The 15,841-nt window shown below is 38.5% G+C and carries 18 protein-coding genes; 4 read left to right on the top strand and 14 right to left on the bottom strand.

Translation table 11 applies throughout. The features are described from left to right. Position 1: 1 nt before the first annotated feature. Genes ACY2LT_RS06565 through ACY2LT_RS06555 form a run of 3 tightly spaced genes read right to left on the bottom strand, consistent with a single transcriptional unit; the run spans position 2 to position 3,522 of the window. On the bottom strand, positions 2 to 1,123 hold the full coding sequence (locus tag ACY2LT_RS06565; RefSeq protein WP_491814665.1) for a beta/alpha barrel domain-containing protein: 1,122 nt from the start codon (positions 1,121 to 1,123) through the stop codon (positions 2 to 4). 12 nt (positions 1,124 to 1,135) lie between these two features. Next, entirely contained in the window at positions 1,136 to 2,902 is a 1,767-nt protein-coding gene (rpoN, locus tag ACY2LT_RS06560) for an RNA polymerase factor sigma-54 (protein WP_491814663.1), read from the bottom strand. Between the two features lie 50 nt (positions 2,903 to 2,952). After that, on the bottom strand, positions 2,953 to 3,522 hold the full coding sequence (locus ACY2LT_RS06555) for a DUF3109 family protein (protein WP_491814662.1): 570 nt from the start codon (positions 3,520 to 3,522) through the stop codon (positions 2,953 to 2,955). Between the two features lie 413 nt (positions 3,523 to 3,935). On the opposite strand from ACY2LT_RS06555, the gene ACY2LT_RS06550 reads away from it, so the two are divergent. Continuing rightward, positions 3,936 to 4,619 carry a response regulator transcription factor gene (locus ACY2LT_RS06550; protein ID WP_491814660.1) on the top strand — a complete coding sequence of 228 codons (684 nt, stop codon included), beginning with the start codon at positions 3,936 to 3,938 and terminating at the stop codon, positions 4,617 to 4,619. An 82-nt stretch (positions 4,620 to 4,701) separates the two neighbouring features. Here ACY2LT_RS06550 and ACY2LT_RS06545 read toward each other — a convergent pair whose 3' ends face one another. Genes ACY2LT_RS06545 through ACY2LT_RS06500 form a run of 10 tightly spaced genes read right to left on the bottom strand, consistent with a single transcriptional unit; the run spans position 4,702 to position 12,786 of the window. Then, positions 4,702 to 5,304: a nitroreductase family protein gene (locus ACY2LT_RS06545; RefSeq protein ID WP_491814659.1), complete on the bottom strand. Its 603-nt coding sequence runs from the start codon at positions 5,302 to 5,304 to the stop codon at positions 4,702 to 4,704. A 26-nt stretch (positions 5,305 to 5,330) separates the two neighbouring features. Then, a complete protein-coding gene (locus tag ACY2LT_RS06540; protein WP_491814657.1) occupies positions 5,331 to 5,711 on the bottom strand; it encodes a HesB/IscA family protein in 381 nt (126 codons plus the stop codon). A gap of 10 nt (positions 5,712 to 5,721) precedes the next feature. Beyond that, on the bottom strand, positions 5,722 to 6,789 hold the full coding sequence (locus ACY2LT_RS06535; RefSeq protein WP_491814656.1) for a 2Fe-2S iron-sulfur cluster-binding protein: 1,068 nt from the start codon (positions 6,787 to 6,789) through the stop codon (positions 5,722 to 5,724). Positions 6,790 to 6,806: 17 nt separating this feature from the next. After that, the gene (locus ACY2LT_RS06530) at positions 6,807 to 7,130 is read right to left on the bottom strand and encodes an iron-sulfur cluster assembly protein (protein ID WP_491814655.1); all 324 of its coding nucleotides are present in this window, start codon (positions 7,128 to 7,130) and stop codon (positions 6,807 to 6,809) included. Continuing rightward, entirely contained in the window at positions 7,127 to 7,594 is a 468-nt protein-coding gene (sufU, locus tag ACY2LT_RS06525; protein ID WP_491814654.1) for a Fe-S cluster assembly sulfur transfer protein SufU, read from the bottom strand. The genes ACY2LT_RS06530 and sufU overlap by 4 nt, the downstream gene beginning before the upstream one ends. An 8-nt stretch (positions 7,595 to 7,602) precedes the next feature. Then, the gene (locus tag ACY2LT_RS06520) at positions 7,603 to 8,832 is read right to left on the bottom strand and encodes an aminotransferase class V-fold PLP-dependent enzyme (RefSeq protein ID WP_491814653.1); all 1,230 of its coding nucleotides are present in this window, start codon (positions 8,830 to 8,832) and stop codon (positions 7,603 to 7,605) included. Next, positions 8,829 to 10,160: a Fe-S cluster assembly protein SufD gene (gene sufD / locus ACY2LT_RS06515; RefSeq protein WP_491814651.1), complete on the bottom strand. Its 1,332-nt coding sequence runs from the start codon at positions 10,158 to 10,160 to the stop codon at positions 8,829 to 8,831. Before sufD ends, ACY2LT_RS06520 begins: the two co-directional genes overlap by 4 nt. Beyond that, positions 10,141 to 10,881, bottom strand: a complete 741-nt coding sequence (gene sufC / locus ACY2LT_RS06510) for a Fe-S cluster assembly ATPase SufC (RefSeq protein WP_491816785.1) — start codon at positions 10,879 to 10,881, stop codon at positions 10,141 to 10,143. Before sufC ends, sufD begins: the two co-directional genes overlap by 20 nt. A 39-nt stretch (positions 10,882 to 10,920) precedes the next feature. Then, positions 10,921 to 12,369, bottom strand: a complete 1,449-nt coding sequence (gene sufB / locus ACY2LT_RS06505) for a Fe-S cluster assembly protein SufB (protein ID WP_491814649.1) — start codon at positions 12,367 to 12,369, stop codon at positions 10,921 to 10,923. A 9-nt stretch (positions 12,370 to 12,378) separates the two neighbouring features. Beyond that, on the bottom strand, positions 12,379 to 12,786 hold the full coding sequence (locus ACY2LT_RS06500; RefSeq protein ID WP_491814648.1) for an RrF2 family transcriptional regulator: 408 nt from the start codon (positions 12,784 to 12,786) through the stop codon (positions 12,379 to 12,381). A gap of 145 nt (positions 12,787 to 12,931) precedes the next feature. Here ACY2LT_RS06500 and dapB point away from each other — a divergent pair, with 145 nt between their 5' ends. Beyond that, complete coding sequence (gene dapB / locus ACY2LT_RS06495) at positions 12,932 to 13,687, top strand: 4-hydroxy-tetrahydrodipicolinate reductase (protein WP_491814647.1); 756 nt, start codon at positions 12,932 to 12,934, stop codon at positions 13,685 to 13,687. 75 nt (positions 13,688 to 13,762) lie between these two features. Here dapB and cas6 read toward each other — a convergent pair whose 3' ends face one another. Further along, positions 13,763 to 14,638: a CRISPR-associated endoribonuclease Cas6 gene (gene cas6, locus ACY2LT_RS06490; protein WP_491814646.1), complete on the bottom strand. Its 876-nt coding sequence runs from the start codon at positions 14,636 to 14,638 to the stop codon at positions 13,763 to 13,765. A 238-nt stretch (positions 14,639 to 14,876) separates the two neighbouring features. On the opposite strand from cas6, the gene purS reads away from it, so the two are divergent. Both purS and purQ read left to right on the top strand, forming a co-directional pair. Next, positions 14,877 to 15,131: a phosphoribosylformylglycinamidine synthase subunit PurS gene (gene purS / locus ACY2LT_RS06485; RefSeq protein ID WP_491814644.1), complete on the top strand. Its 255-nt coding sequence runs from the start codon at positions 14,877 to 14,879 to the stop codon at positions 15,129 to 15,131. Between the two features lie 3 nt (positions 15,132 to 15,134). Then, entirely contained in the window at positions 15,135 to 15,833 is a 699-nt protein-coding gene (purQ, locus tag ACY2LT_RS06480) for a phosphoribosylformylglycinamidine synthase subunit PurQ (protein WP_491814643.1), read from the top strand. The last annotated feature ends 8 nt before the right edge of the window (positions 15,834 to 15,841 follow it).

The following is a 15,841-nucleotide window of genomic DNA, read 5'->3' as shown; positions in this document are numbered from 1 at the left end:
TTCAAAGCCATCTGTATAACTCTGCGTATAGCGAATATCCGTATTTCGAAAAACTATCGAAATATGCCGTAAACCACTGAAAGAGTTTCACTCCGTTCTGCTGCGATTGTATTATATCCATTGCAGAACTTACTCCACCAGTGCGAACAACGTAGAACTCACTGCTTATGTTTTTTCTGCTTATATATTCCGCCGCGTATTTGCTTTTTTCGAACGAATTCTCTTTGAGCAGTTTTCCACTTAATCCACCACCAAAGATGGTAGTAAAGTAATCGTAATTTTTTATATCATTACTACTGACATACTTTTTGTAGTATTTATATCTTGTAGATGTGTTGCCGATATTAATTCCATCATATCCAAGTTCAATAAGCAAATCAATCAAAGCCGGAATTGCTTCTATTTCAATATCATTCGAAAATTTCACAATTACAGGCAAGTTGCGTTTGCGTTTTTTCAGATATTTCTCAGAAATAAACACTAATCTACTTGAAATATCGGTATCAATAATATTATGAGTTGAGCTATGATGTTCAACATTTGGGCAACTTTCGTTGAGTTCTATAAAATCTACCCCAGCTCTGTCGTATAGCTCAAATCCTTCGAGAATTCCACTTAGAATTTCATTTGGATTCATTCCCGCGTCTGCTGCAATCGAAGCTCCAACAGGACAACCTTGTTGCTTCTGAATTTTAGATAACCTTTTTGCAACTGCCGGGTGTCCTTCGTTTGGTAGTCCCATCCAGTTAGAGGCGCTCTCAGTTTCTGCATATGGAACAAATGGATGCAGAATTCCATTTTTTATGTTTCCCGAACGTGGCTTGCTTGTTGTTGTGCCTGCAAGAAAAGCACCGGCTCCCTGTTTATAGACTGTATCATAGCCCAGCCCTTTTTTGAACATACCTGCTGCATTAAAAATTGGAGAGCGAAATTCAATGCCCCATAAAGTCTGCTTTAATTCTTCTGGCGGCAGAGTCTGTTCAAAGTTCAGATTTGTTTCAAATGCTTTAAGGAATAATTTGCGAGAATACGAATATAGAAAAACCGGCACTACCGAAGGAAGCTTCAATATTTGCTTTCTTATAATGCTATCGAAACGAGCTGCAAATTCAATGAAATTCAATTCTTTGCTCCATTATAGTTCTTTGCGAAGTCGGGCAACAGGGATTTTAAGTTGTTCGCGATATTTTGCTACGGTGCGGCGAGCAACGTTATAGCCGCGTTCTTTGAGCAAATCGCTTATTTTATCGTCGCTGTAAGGTTTATCTTTGGGTTCTTGCTCAATAATATTTTTGATTTCTTCTTTGATTACAGTTGTTGAAACTTCTTCGCCTTCGTCATTTGGCAAAGATTCCGAAAAGAAGAACTTCAGTTCAAAAGTGCCAAACTGTGTTTGAACGTATTTACCGTTTACTATCCGGCAAACAGTGGAAATATCCAGACCAGTTGCTTCGGCAACATCTTTGTAAATCAAAGGTTTCAAAGCAGAAATTCCGTAATCGAAAAATTCCCGCTGATGGTGAGCAATTGCTGTCATTACTTTTAGCATAGTTGCTTTTCTCTGACGAATTGCCTGAATTAAAAACTTTGCGTCTTCATACTTTGAGCGTATCCACTCACGCGTTTCTTTATTTACTTTCTGGGATTTGATTTCTCTGCGCAGTCTCTCATAAGCAGACGAAAGCCTGATTTGTGGCATATTACCATCATTTACGATTATAGTAAGCTCGCCGTTGTCGTCTTTGACTACAATGAAATCAGGAATAACAGTGTTCATCTCTACAATATTGTCGCCACCACCGGGTTTTGGATTCAGTCGCTTAATGATGTCGAGCACGGCTTTTAGTTGCTCTTCTGTGATTTCGAATTGCTTAAGGAGAACGTGATAGTGTTTCTTTGCAAAAGCGTCGTACCCATCTCGCAAAATATCTATTGCAAGTTTTTGAGTATCGTTTGGATTTTGGATATGCTCTAACTGCGATAGCAAACACTCCTGAATTGTCCGGGAGCCTATTCCCGGCGGGTCGAGCGATTGAATAAGCTTCAAAATTCTTTCAGCTTGTTCAATATTTACCTGTTTTAGAATTCTTTCGCCATTATTTTCGTTTTTTTTCTGTAAGAACTTTTTGTAAAGTTCCATTTTGGGTATATTCTGAGCAATTTCCGGGTGCTCGTTTATAACATTTGAGAGCAACTGAGCGGCTTCTTCGCCAAGTGCATACATTCGGGCAGGGTTTTCCTTGTAGTAATCTATCGGTTTATTGTTCTTTTTCTCGAATTCACGTTTTTGTATTTCAAAATTATGATTAGCGATAAATGAATTTGTTTCATCAACAATTTCCTGAAGCTCGCGCCGCAGGTATCCATCGTCGTCTATGTTTCCTAATATATGCGAACCTAATAATAACTCTTCTTCTGTTAAATTCAGAACACGCAATTGCTGAAACAAATCTTCAATAACAGATGTAGGCGCATTAATTTGGTATGGCTCATAATCTTCGTATTCATCGTAATCGTCGCTTGATTTTCTGGACACTTCGCTTTCGTCCTGCCAAATCGCCTCGTAGTATTCAAACGGGTCCCGCTCGTCAATAATTAACTCTTTTTCTTCTCCTTCAAATTCACCATCGCCATCACTACTTCCCAACTCTTCGCCGGAAATAGTTTCATTAATAATTGGCTCTGCGTAGTTTATCTCTTCGCTGGGGAATAAATCAATTTCTTCGCCATCTAATAAATCGTCTAATTCCGATATTTCTTCGAGCATTGGGTTCGATTCAATTTCCTGACGTATCTGTTGCTCAAATTGCAAAACGGGCAACTGCAACAATTTCAGATATTGAATTTGCTGAGGTGTGAGAGTCTGCGTTAAAGTAGTTTTTAAATCAATCGATAATTTCATACAAGTATATGTTTATGATACATCAGTTATAAATAATTAACGAATTTAGTTTAAATATTATTTTTGCAATTGTTGCAAAAATCCACAAAATGGCATAATTTTTCCTTGCCGAGAAGCCTTTCGAGTGGTTCAGCTAAAAAATCAATCATAGAAATTCTGCTGCTTTTTCCATTTTCAAGTGCCGGGTCGCATTCTTCGATTTTTTCGTAATACATATATTTTCCGCCAAAATTGCCGACACGAATAGGGAAGAGGTGGCACGAAAGCGGTTTTTTGAAGTTCGTTTTGCCTTCGTTATATGCTTTTTCGAGTGCACAGAGAGCAATATCACCATCGTAATAGACGAAGACGCAATCTCGCTTGTCTATGCAAACAGTTGTGTATTTACCGGGCTTCCCTGTGTAGAAACCATCTCTTTCGAGCACTTTCAGCGAGCGTTTGGATAAGTGCTTTTTTGTTTCTTCCAGGCAATTTTCGATTGCTTCAATTTCTTCGTTCAAAAGCGGTGCCCCATATTCTCCGGGAAAAGTGCAACAAGCACCTTTGCATTTTTTCAAATTGCAGGCAAAGTAGGAAGAAACAATATTTTCATCAATTAATAAGTTGTCAAATTGATACATAAGCAACCTATATAAAAATAATATAAACAAAGTAAAAATAATTAAAATAAACGCTAATAACAAATTACAAGTTTTTAATGAACATATTCTCATAATTGATGTATTTATGAATTTTTGTTAATATTGCTCAAAAAAATGAAAGACAAAATTAGGACAACTATATAACTATATAAAAAAGACATCAAAACTAATCATATTAAAAATATATCAGTTATGAAAAGTATTGCGTCTATTTTAAATTATTAATTATTATGAATTATTAAAATAAAATTAAAAATACTTTTGCGATATTTTCGATTAATAGTTATATTAACAAAAAATAATTATGAATACACAATTAACATATTATGTATTAAAATTAGGAGTTGAATATTGAATGTTTTTTACTCAATTATCAGAAATAAGGAGGTAAAATGAGAATTTTAGTTGTTGAAGACGAACGTAAGGTTGCAAATTTCATCAAGCACGGATTGGAAGAAGACCGCTATGTCGTAGAAGTAGCCGGCGATGGTGTGGCTGCTATCGAAATGGCAATGAACAACCATTTCGACGCTATTCTGCTCGATGTGATGCTTCCGGGCAAAGACGGATTTACTGTTCTGAAAGAACTGCGCGATAGCGGAGTTTCGACCCCAATCCTTATGCTTACTGCCCGCGGAACAACCGAAGACAGAGTTACCGGACTTGATTTAGGTGCAGACGATTATCTGCCAAAACCTTTTAGCTTTGAGGAACTTGCTGCACGCCTACGCTCGATTTTGCGTCGTAGTAGTCCCGAGAAATCAACTAAATTGCGTTGTGGCGACCTTGTTCTCGATACTGTGTCGCACCTTGCTTATCGTAATGGGCGCGAAATTGAGCTTACTACAAAAGAATACTCTTTGCTCGAATATCTTATGCGTAACAAAAACCGTATTCTTAGTCGCTCTACTATTACTCAGCACGTCTGGAAACACAATTTCGACCCGGAATCTAACATTATCGATGTTTACATAAAACGCTTACGTCAAAAAATTGAAAAAGACGACGGCAAGCCATTCCTCCAAAGTATTCGTGGGGTTGGCTACCGTATGAGAGAAACAAACCCCGATGATTAATCATTATTTTCCTTTGAACAAAAGGCGTTTGATACAATCAAACGCCTTTTTTTTATAAAGTTATGATTATTTATTTAATCAATTATTCTATTGCCTTGCCCCATTCTGACATATAAAAATTTTCGCCCAGCGGACGACGGCTACGTTCAGCCTTTTCTGTATTTTGATATTGCTCGGACAAACTATCGGGAGAGCCCTGATAACCAACTGCAATCACTGCCATTGGTGTGTGGTTTTCCGGAACCGAAAACTCTTTCATTAATTTTTCGGTATCGAAACCTCCCATCTGGTGAGTAACAAGTCCCTGACGAACGGCTTCGTACGCGATTGTTGCTGCCGCTGCACCGCAATCATACCCAGACCAACGGTTTTCCTCTCCGTTAAAGGAAAATTTATTAGCTGCAATAACTGCAATCAAAACTGGTGCGTTTACTGCCCAGCCTTGATTGAACTCTACAAGGCAATTGAAAAGTTTATCGTATGCCTCTTTGTTGGTGAATTTATCGCAAATGATAAATTTCCACGGCTGATCGTTGTAGCAAGATGGTGCCCATCTTGCCGCTTCGCACAAAGCAATTATCTGCTGGCGGCTTACCGGGCGATTAGCATCAAATGAACGCGGGCTCCACCGCTTTCTGCTTAATTCATTGATTTCTACGCTTGTTTGCGCTGGTTTTTCTATCATTTTTCTCCTCAAATCTTAAAAATTAATTAATGACTGCATCCGCAAGTCTTTTCGTGATAAGGATTATCGAATACAAAACCTTTTCCCCGTTCGTCTTCGATATAGTCAAGAGTTACGCCCATCAAATAAAAAATACTTTTTTTATCGACAATGAAAATATGGTTACGAACTTTGTAAGTTAAATCATTGTCGTTTTGCAAAGTGTCGAAGCCGATAATATAGTTCATACCACTGCAGCCACCGCTTTTGGTAGCAATACGTATAAACAAATCGTCGGGTATGTTATTTTCAGCTTTAATTTGCGATATTGCTTCGATGGCACGCTCCGAAACAAATATATGATCAGATGTGTCTATTCCCTCAATATCAGGGATAATTCTTTCGCAGTCTGTGCGAATTTCTTCCATATTTTCTCCTTTAATCATAATCAAGAAAACAATTATCTTCAAGTGGATGTGCACGGCAAGTAAGAATATAGCCGTTTTTTCTTTCTTCATCGGTAAGTGCCTCGCTTATGTCCATATAGAAACTACCGCTAACTGCCTTTGCCCGGCAGGTCGAGCAAGCACCAATCTGGCAACTGTATGGTGGCATATAGCCTTCTTTTTGCAATGCACTTACAACCGTATCTTCCGGCTCGACATTTATCTCAAATGTTTCACCATATAGTTTAATTTTTACACGCCTTGGTAATATTTCTACATCAGGCTTTTTCAGTTCATTAAAATGAGTTGTTTCCTCAGCAGTAAATGATTCTTTGTGTATTTGGGTTTTGTTTACTGCAAGTATTTCAACTGCATCGAGCACTTGTTTCATCATTCCCGATGGACCACACAGAAAATGCTCACGTTCGCGAAAATCCGGGGCATTCTTTTGCAACAATGCTGTCAGATTTAACGTTGTAAAACGTCCTTTATGCCCTTGCCAGATGTTGTCGTATTGCGTTAGTCCAAAGATTATTTTCAACCTGCTGTTATATTGCTTTTCGAGTTCCAATAATTGCGTGCGAAAAATTATTGATTCAATTGTTCTATTTGAATATAGCAAAAGAATTTTCGATTTATCTTCAACCTTTAGAATTGATTTTAATATTGAAAAAATCGGGGTAATTCCGCTTCCAGCCGCATAAAGAACGTAATTTACGTTCAGTTTTGCGTCGAAATTTGGCACAAACGCACCAATAGGTGGCATTACATCTAAATAATTACCAACTTCTAATTTCTCGTTTAGATAAACTGAGAGATTTCCTTCGGGCATTTTCTTAACTGTAACCATTAATGGTTCGTCCCAGTGGGGCGAACTCGAGATTGAGTATGCACGGCGGTCTGCCGGGTTGCCATCAGGCAGTTTGATAGTAAGATATTGTCCGGGCAAATAGGCGAAAACAGTTTTTAATTCCTCGGGCAGTTCAAAAACAATTGAAACTGCTTCGGGTGTCTCCCGGATTATTTCACTTACTCTTAATCTATGAAAATCAATAGCCATATTAATCACTTGAAATGTTAAAAACCAAGTTCGAAACGAGCTATTTCGCTCATCATTGATTTGTCCCAAGGTGGGTCGAACGTGAGCAGAACTTTTGCGTTTTTAACGCCTTCAATTTGCTTAATTCGTTCCTGCACTTCTGCTGGTAGCGACATTGCTTCGGGGCAACTCGGTGAAGTAAGAGTCATTAGCACCACAACTTCGTTTTCTTCTGTTATCGCAATATCATAAATCAGCCCCAAATCATAAATATTCACAGGAATTTCCGGGTCGAAAACTCCTTTAATCTCGTTTATTACTTTTTCCTCTAATTCCTGCGGTGAGATATAATTATCGCTCATACTTGCTCCGTGCTTACTTTTGTTGTAGTGTGATTGTCCAACGCATTGAGCATTGTGTGCCAAGCAAGGCTTGCACATTTTACACGTGCCGGAAACTCACGCACTCCACAAAACACAGCAAGTTTTCCTAAGTTGATTACATCTGCGTTCGACGAGGGATCCGAAGTAACAACCTTATGAAATTGCTCAAATAGTTCCTTCGCTTCCTCAATTGTCTTGCCTTTCAGCAGTGTCGTCATTATCGAAGCAGATGCTTTCGAAATAGCACATCCTGCACCTTTAAACCTTACGTCTTCAATTTTTCCGGTATCTTCATCAACAAGAATGAAAACTTCTATCTGGTCGCCGCAAAGTGGATTGTGCCCTTCGGCGTGGCGATTGCAGGTAGGCAATTCACCAAAATTACGTGGATTTTTGTTGTGGTCTAATATAACCTGCTGATATAATTCTTTTAGTTCTTCCATCACAAATCCTAACTAAACATTTTTATTACTTTTTGAATAGATTGTGCTAAAACATCAATTTCTTGCTTTGTATTGTAGAAAGCAAATGAAGCACGTGTCGTTGCCGGCACTTCGAACCGTCGCATAATTGGTTCTGTGCAGTGGTGTCCCGTCCGAACAGCAATTCCATCGACGTCAAGCATTGTTCCGACATCGTGCGGATGCACATTATCCAATACAAACGACACAACACTTGCTTTCCGCGCAGCATTGCCAATTATCTTTAATCCATCTATTTCAGATAATTTCTCTTGGGCGTATTTAAGCAACTGACTTTCGTGTTCTATAATAAAATCAAAGCCAATTTGACTGACATACTCAATTGCTTTCCCAAGCCCGATTGCACCTTCGATATTGGGTGTTCCGGCTTCGAATTTGTAAGGCAGATCGTTGTAAATAGTTCGTTCGAACGAAACTGACTTGATCATATCCCCGCCGCCCTGATAAGGGTTCATCTTTTCAAGGTAACTTTGCTTTCCGTAGAGAATTCCAATGCCGGTGGGACCATATATTTTATGACCGGAAAATACTATAAAATCGCAGCCGAGCTTGCGAACATCAATTTTTATATGCTGAATTGATTGTGCGGCATCAACAAGAACAGGTATTCCTTTAGAATGGGCTTTTTTTATAATCTCCTCAATCGGATTAATCGTCCCGAGCGAATTCGAAACATGCACAACCGATACAAATTTCACTTTGTCGGTGAGCATTTTTTCAAACTCTTCGAAAATCAATTCCCCGGCGTCATTAATTGGAACTACACGTAATTTTGCACCTGTTTCCTCGCATACTATTTGCCAGGGAACAATGTTAGAGTGGTGCTCCATATGAGTAATCAATATTTCGTCGCCTTCTTTTAATCGGGGTCGCACAAAACTATGAGCAACCAAATTTATGCCTTCGGTTGTGCCGCGCGTGAAAATTATTTCATTCGTATTGCTTGCATTTATAAATTCTTTGATGATTTTACGCGATTTTTCGTATTCATCAGTTGCTTCCTGACTTAACCGATGCACACCACGATGAATATTACTGTTATAGTTCAGATAATAATCAGAAATAGCAGAAATCACACATTTGGGCTTCTGCGTTGTTGCTGCATTATCAAGATACACCAAAGGTTTCCCATACACCAACCGATTGAGCACGGGGAAATCCTGACGAATTTCTAATAATCTTTCCTGAAGATTGCTCATCTTAGCTTTCCTGCAAGTTTGCTTTCAAATAGTTCTGACAGCATATTTTGCACCTGCGGAATTTCAATTTTTTCAATAATTTCTTCGCCAAAAGCCGCAAGTAGCAAATTCCGTGCATTTTCGTAACTTATTCCTCGGGCTCGCAGATAGAACAACTGCTCTTCATCGAGTGTGCCCGAAGTTGCACCGTGAGAACATTTTACGTCGTCAGCGTAAATTTCAAGCTCCGGTTTTGTATTAATTGTTGCTTCATCCGATAGCAATATATTTTTGTTCGATTGATATGCATTTGTTTTTTGGGCATCTGGTCTGACTAATATTTTGCCATTGAATACAGCTGTTGCATTATCGCCGACTATGCCTTTATATACCTCATTGCTAAAGCAGTTCGGCAGAGCGTGGTCCATAAATGTGTGATTATCAATGTAGTCGTTCTTATCGGCAAAATAAAAGCCATAATAATGTGTTTCGGTATATTCTCCCACTAATTTTGTATTCAGATTGTTTCGGACAAATTTCCCATCGAGAGTGAAGGTAATATCGTTGAATACTGAATTTCGGTCTTGCTCGACGTTTGTTCGGGCAATGAGAATGTGGGTGTCGGGCAGAATTTGCGTTCTCACAAAGTCAAATCGTGCAGATTGGGCTATCTTTATTTCAGTCAAAGCAACTGAAATTGTATCGAATTCTCCGATTTTCTGATAAGTTTCAATGAATTTTGCCTGTGCATTCTCTTCTACTGAGATATAAGCCCTCGGGAAAATGGAAGTTTGCGACAAATTTCCGTCAAAAATTTGTAGCAGATGCACCGGATGCTCTATTACCGAATTTCGCTTAATTCTTATAAAAGTAATGTCTTCAAAAAATGCTGAATTCAGATTTGAAAATACATCGCTTGCAAGCTCAAATTTAATATTATTCCAGTCCAATCCATTCGAAATAGCTTGCGAAAGTGTTACTATTTCTAAATCTTTGTCGATAATTATCGAAAATTCCTTGCAAAATTTTCCATTATTAAAAACAAGCACATTTGCTTTTAAGTCCTGAAAAATAAATTTATCAACTGTTTTGCAGTCCAGAGTTGGAAGGGCAGCCAATTCAAAATTGTATTTATTCAAAAATGCAAAATTTGTGTACTTCCATTCTTCCATTTTTGGTGTGGGAAGCTGGTCCGAGAGAACACGTCCGAAAGCCTTCGCCTTGAATTGAGCAACTTCATCAGGTAAATTGGATGCCTTCAAATATGTGTCGAACTTGTTGGCAAAGTTTTCTATGAATTTACTTTTAATTTCCATTGCTACACCTGTGTTAGTCTTTAATCCAGTCATAGCCTTTCTCTTCGAGTTCGAGTGCAAGTTCTTTCCCGCCGGATTTCACAATGCGTCCCTTGTAGAGAACGTGAACGTAGTCAGGAACAATGTAGTTTAGCAAACGCTGGTAGTGCGTAATCACAAGGAAAGAGTTATCCTTGCGACGAAGCTTATTCACACCGTTTGCTACAATTCGAAGTGCATCAATATCAAGCCCCGAGTCGGTTTCGTCGAGCACTGCAAGCACAGGGTCGAGCATAGCCATCTGAAATACTTCGTTGCGTTTCTTTTCGCCACCAGAGAATCCTTCATTAACTGAACGATTAAGAAACGATTGCTCAATCTCGACCATTGCTGCTTTTTCCTTTATCATCGAAATAAAATCAAATGCATCGAGTGGCTCCAGATTTCTGTATTTTCTGATTTCATTTACTGCCGATTTTATCAGATTTGTATTCGAAACACCCGGTATTTCCACAGGATACTGAAATGCTAAGAACATTCCTTCTCGAGCACGCACTTCCGGCGGCATTTCAAGTAAGTTTTTCCCGTTGAATAGCACTTCGCCTTCTGTTACCTCGTATCCGGGTTTGCCTGCCAGCACAGACGCAAGAGTGCTCTTGCCTGAACCGTTCGGACCCATTATCGCGTGTGTTTCGCCCGGATTTATTTCTAAATTAATACCGTGCAAAATTTCCGTTTCGTTAATTTTTGCTTTCAGATTCTTTATTGATAACAATGCCATTTTTTTTATCCTTTATACTTATTATTAAATTTATTATCCAACCGAACCTTCCAAACTAACTGATAGTAGTTTCTTTGCTTCAACAGCAAATTCCATTGGAAGATTATTCAGCACTTCTTTTGCATAACCGTGAACAATCAGTGCAACAGCGTCTTCTGTCGATATTCCGCGTTGGTTGAGGTAAAAGATTATATCTTCGGAAATTTTGGAAGTTGTTGCTTCGTGTTCTACTATTGCTGTTTGATTTGCAACTTCAAGATATGGGAAAGTGTGAGCCCCGCACTTATCGCCCAACAGCAGCGAATCGCATTGCGAAAAGTTGCGGGCACCATCTGCTTTCTTGCTGATTTTTACAAGTCCGCGGTAGCTATTATCACTACGTCCCGCCGAAATACCTTTCGAAACTATACGGCTTTTGGTATTTTTGCCTAAATGTATCATCTTTGTGCCGGTATCTGCCTGCTGAAAATTATTTGTCAGAGCAACCGAATAGAATTCTCCCACAGAATTATCGCCTTTTAGAACGCAACTCGGATATTTCCACGTAATTGCGGAACCTGTCTCCACTTGCGTCCAGCTTATTTTTGAATTTTCACCTTCGCATAATCCACGTTTGGTAACAAAGTTATAAATTCCGCCTTTGCCTTCCTTATCGCCGGGATACCAATTCTGAACTGTTGAGTATTTTATTTCTGCATTTTTATGAGCCACAAGCTCGACCACCGCAGCGTGAAGTTGGTTTTCGTCGCGCATTGGGGCAGTGCAACCTTCGAGATAACTTACGTAACTTCCCTCGTCTGCAATAATCAAAGTCCGTTCAAATTGACCAGTAGAAGAAGCATTTATTCGGAAATAAGTTGATAGTTCCATTGGGCAACGCACACCTTTCGGCACATACACAAACGAACCATCGCTAAACACAGCTGAATTAAGCGCCGCAAAGTAGTTGTCTGTGTATGGAACAACACTGCCTAAATATTTTTCTACAAGTTCGGGATGAGTGTGCACTGCTTCGGAAATCGGGCAGAAAATAATTCCCAGTTCTTCTAACTTTTCTTTGAATGTTGTTGCAACAGAAACGCTATCGAGCACAGCATCGACTGCAACTCCGGCAAGCCGTTTTTGCTCTTCGAGCGGAATACCCAACTTTTCGTATGTCTTCAGAATTTCCGGATCAACTTCGTCCAAACTCTTGTATTTATTGAAGTTCTTTGGTGCAGCATAATAATGAATGTCCTGATAATCAATCGGTGGATATTTCACTTTTGCCCAGTTCGGCTCTTTCATTTTTTGCCAATGACGAAAAGCACGCAACCGCCATTCGAGCAAGAAATTCGGTTCGTTTTTCTTTGCAGAAATAAAGCGAATTACGTCCTCGTTCAAACCTTTTGGGGCAAGTTCCTGTTCGATATTCGACACAAAGCCGTATTTATATTCACTTTCTGCAAAATCGTCCAAAATTTTATTATTATCCTGTTCCATTATTCTATCCTATATATTGTTTTTCAAATTTGCTATTGTTGTGTTTTTAAATATGTTGTTTATTTGCTCTTGCAGGTTCATTATCGGACTGCGAATATCGCAGATTTCAGTGCGCGAGCAGCAGCTTCCGTCATTATCGGCACATTCTACAATGCTTGAACGTTCATCGAGAGCGTTCATCAATTCTTCTACTGTAATTTCATTAATTTGCTTAACTAACTTATATCCGCCTTTAACTCCTAATTGAGACACCAGCAAACCCTTTTTCATCAACGTTTGCAATAGCTTGGACAAAAAGTCGTACGGCAGCGATAATTTTTCGGCAATTTCTTTTGCTGTATTTGTTCTCGAGCTGTTTTCAGCAATATATTGCAATGCCATTATTGCATATTCAACTTTTTTTGATAATTTTATCATCTTGCAAAAATAATTTATCAATTAATCAAAAATAATGACGTTGCAAAAATACGATTATTTTTATCCGAATTCAAAAAATATACTATTTCAATGAAAAAATCGTTTAAAATTTAAATAAACCTAATCTTACTTATAAGGAGAATTTATGGACGCTAAACTTCCCAGATTAGCAATTATTGGTTACGGAACTATGGGGCACGAAATCGAAAAAGCTGCGCTGAGCAATGGATTCGAGGTTGTCTCAAAATACGATATCGATAATCCTATTGTTGAAGAAACAAAATTTGATTTTGATGTTGCTATCGATTTTTCTATCGGGCGTGCTGTTTATGACAATGCTTGCATTCTTGCCAGGAACGGGAAAAATTTCGTTATTGGTGCAACCGGCTGGTACGATAGCTTGGAGCTGGTTACAAATATTGTGAAAAAGTATGATGTCGGAATGCTTTGGAGCCCGAATTTTTCTATCGGAATGAACATTTTTATGAAAATTGTGCAGGTTGCGTCCAAACTGATTAATTTAGCACCGGGATATGATATTTTCATTGTGGAAACTCACCACAAACGCAAAAAGGATGCTCCATCAGGCACTGCAATATCGCTTGGCGAAATAATTTTACGCGAATTTAAGCACAAAGACCAGCTTCTCTTTGGTAATCCAGATGGTGCGATTTTGCCCGAGATGCTTCAGATTTCGAGTATTCGCGCCGGCGACTATCTGGGCAAGCACACAGTTACAATTGATTCCCCTGTTGATACAATAGAACTTACACACAATGCCAAAAACCGTGAAGCATTTGCCGCGGGCGCCTTGCTTGCCGCTTCCTGGATACAAGGCAAAAAAGGTGTGTTCAAATTCGATGATATTCTTGACCAAATCTGGTTCGCCGAACGCGAGTAGTCTTTTTTCGATAGTGCAGTTGATTTATAAATCATAGACAGCAGAGAGCAAAAGTCTCTGCTGTCTTATTTTGAGTTAAACTGGTATGCATTCCATTTTTTCTTTTCTTCTAACAGAATGATTTTCATAAATTTCAATTTTCTTCTTTGGTTTTTCAAGAACAGTTTCGAGCATTCCAAGTCCCAAGCAGTTGAATTCTCCAATGCCGCATTGGTAAGCAATTCGCAATATTTCGGGTTCGCTTCGGATTGTAACGGGTGCAATAAATCCTTTGAGTTTATATTCTTCGAGCGAGCCCTCGCGAATAGTTACGAGTTTGCTTACTCCTTCGCTGCCACCTTTGATTTCCACATATTCACTGTCGAATTCAATATCAATTCTACCTTTAAATTGAGCTTTGTGTATTATTTCATACTTCCTGCGTAAATTATAAGCAATTGCTCCTGCTGTTTCGCTTTCGTTTATTCTGTAAAAATGCAGTATTTTGTTCCCATTGCTGAACATTACTTTTGAAATTACTGTTGGAGAAAGCATTACAAACTTTCTTTCGTAATCAAATTCGGGTTCAGGCAGTTGCTTGATGCTTTTAAAATAAAATTCCGAATATCCGTTGTAATTCTCGATTTTCAATACTTCGCGGGATTTCAGCGTTGAGATAATAATTGGTGCTAAATCATCTTCTATTGGAGCCGAGAATAGTAATTTTACATCTCCAAATCCGGAGTATGAAGATTGTGTTACTTTTGAATTAGGACACAGCAATTTGGAGAAAGTGAAAAGCTTATTGTTTGGCAATATCCGAATGCTTTTTTGATTATCGGAAATCCAGGAGTGAAATTTTACAGGTGAATAATAAAGAATACTTGCAATCGAACTAAACAGCAGGTAGTTGTAGTTGATGGGGATGGAAAACCGAAGCTCTTTTGGACTGAGTAATAATTCTAATCTCATACCGTATCACGAAAAATTCTACAAATCAATTAAATTTTGAGGCTAAAAAGTCGGTCGCCGACTTGGAGTGAAAATAGTGAGGAAAGAAGTTCTGGCAATAAATTAATAAAAAATAATCATATATGCAAGTATATTTTAATGATTTTTTCATATTTTTTTATAATTTATTGTCAATTAGGATAATTTTATTTTTTTTCTTAATTTGTAAAGACTTATTGTAATTAATTGAGCAAGAATAATGAAAAAATTCAAATCCGAAATTAAAATTACTTTACGCGAAGGTATTCTTGATGTTCAAGGCAAAACTGTCGAAAACGCTTTGCATTCTATGGGCATTCCCGAAATCGCTCACGTTCGAATCGGACGGTTTGTAACAACTGAAATTTCTGCCGAAACACAGGAGCAAGCCTTCGAAATTATTGATAAAGCTTGCAGGCAACTAATTGCCAACCCAATTATTGAAGATTATTTCATTGAATTGAAGGAAATTTAAGTAATGAAATTTGGCGTAATTACTTTTCCCGGTTCTAATTGCGACCACGATGCAATTTTTGCAACTCAAAGCTGTCTCGGCGAAGATGTTGTTAATCTTTGGCACAAAGACACACAAATTCCGAATGATATAGATTGTGTTGTAATTCCCGGCGGATTTTCCTACGGCGATTACCTGCGATGCGGAGCTATTGCTCGTTTCTCACCAATTATGAAGTCAGTCGTTGATTTTGCTAATCGTGGCGGGCTTGTGATTGGTATTTGCAATGGATTCCAAATCCTTACAGAGGCACAACTGTTGCCCGGTGTGCTTCTTCGCAATACAAACATGCAATTTATTTGCAATGACGTTTGGCTAACCGTCGAGAACACAAATACTCCATTCACGAATTTAATCGAAAAAAACACTGTGCTACGCATTCCAATCGCTCACGGCGAAGGCAACTATTTTGCTGATGCTGATACTATTAAACGACTTGAAGACAATAATCAGGTTGTCTTCCGCTATGCAAACCCACAAGGCGAAGTTACAGACGAGGCTAATCCAAACGGCTCGATTAATAATATTGCCGGAATAATTAACGAAAAAGGAAATGTGTTAGGTATGATGCCTCATCCCGAACGCTATTCCGACAAAATTCTCGGCTGCGACGATGGGCTTGTTATTTTTAAATCTATTGTTAATTACATCAATTCTAAATAAAGGTTGTT

Source organism: Eximiradius proteiniborus (assembly GCF_058546985.1).
The sequence above is the reverse complement of the archived record's forward strand: the minus strand, read 5'-3'. Positions and strand labels throughout refer to the sequence as shown.

Coding starts and splice junctions, on each gene's coding strand:
- rpoN (WP_491814663.1), bottom strand. CDS start 2,902: ATGAAATTATCGATTGATTTAAAAACTACTTTAACGCAGACTCTCACA.
- ACY2LT_RS06555 (WP_491814662.1), bottom strand. CDS start 3,522: ATGTATCAATTTGACAACTTATTAATTGATGAAAATATTGTTTCTTCC.
- ACY2LT_RS06550 (WP_491814660.1), top strand. CDS start 3,936: ATGAGAATTTTAGTTGTTGAAGACGAACGTAAGGTTGCAAATTTCATC.
- ACY2LT_RS06545 (WP_491814659.1), bottom strand. CDS start 5,304: ATGATAGAAAAACCAGCGCAAACAAGCGTAGAAATCAATGAATTAAGC.
- ACY2LT_RS06540 (WP_491814657.1), bottom strand. CDS start 5,711: ATGGAAGAAATTCGCACAGACTGCGAAAGAATTATCCCTGATATTGAG.
- ACY2LT_RS06535 (WP_491814656.1), bottom strand. CDS start 6,789: ATGGCTATTGATTTTCATAGATTAAGAGTAAGTGAAATAATCCGGGAG.
- ACY2LT_RS06530 (WP_491814655.1), bottom strand. CDS start 7,130: ATGAGCGATAATTATATCTCACCGCAGGAATTAGAGGAAAAAGTAATA.
- sufU (WP_491814654.1), bottom strand. CDS start 7,594: ATGGAAGAACTAAAAGAATTATATCAGCAGGTTATATTAGACCACAAC.
- ACY2LT_RS06520 (WP_491814653.1), bottom strand. CDS start 8,832: ATGAGCAATCTTCAGGAAAGATTATTAGAAATTCGTCAGGATTTCCCC.
- sufD (WP_491814651.1), bottom strand. CDS start 10,160: ATGACTGGATTAAAGACTAACACAGGTGTAGCAATGGAAATTAAAAGT.
- sufB (WP_491814649.1), bottom strand. CDS start 12,369: ATGGAACAGGATAATAATAAAATTTTGGACGATTTTGCAGAAAGTGAA.
- ACY2LT_RS06500 (WP_491814648.1), bottom strand. CDS start 12,786: ATGATAAAATTATCAAAAAAAGTTGAATATGCAATAATGGCATTGCAA.
- dapB (WP_491814647.1), top strand. CDS start 12,932: ATGGACGCTAAACTTCCCAGATTAGCAATTATTGGTTACGGAACTATG.
- cas6 (WP_491814646.1), bottom strand. CDS start 14,638: ATGAGATTAGAATTATTACTCAGTCCAAAAGAGCTTCGGTTTTCCATC.
- purS (WP_491814644.1), top strand. CDS start 14,877: ATGAAAAAATTCAAATCCGAAATTAAAATTACTTTACGCGAAGGTATT.
- purQ (WP_491814643.1), top strand. CDS start 15,135: ATGAAATTTGGCGTAATTACTTTTCCCGGTTCTAATTGCGACCACGAT.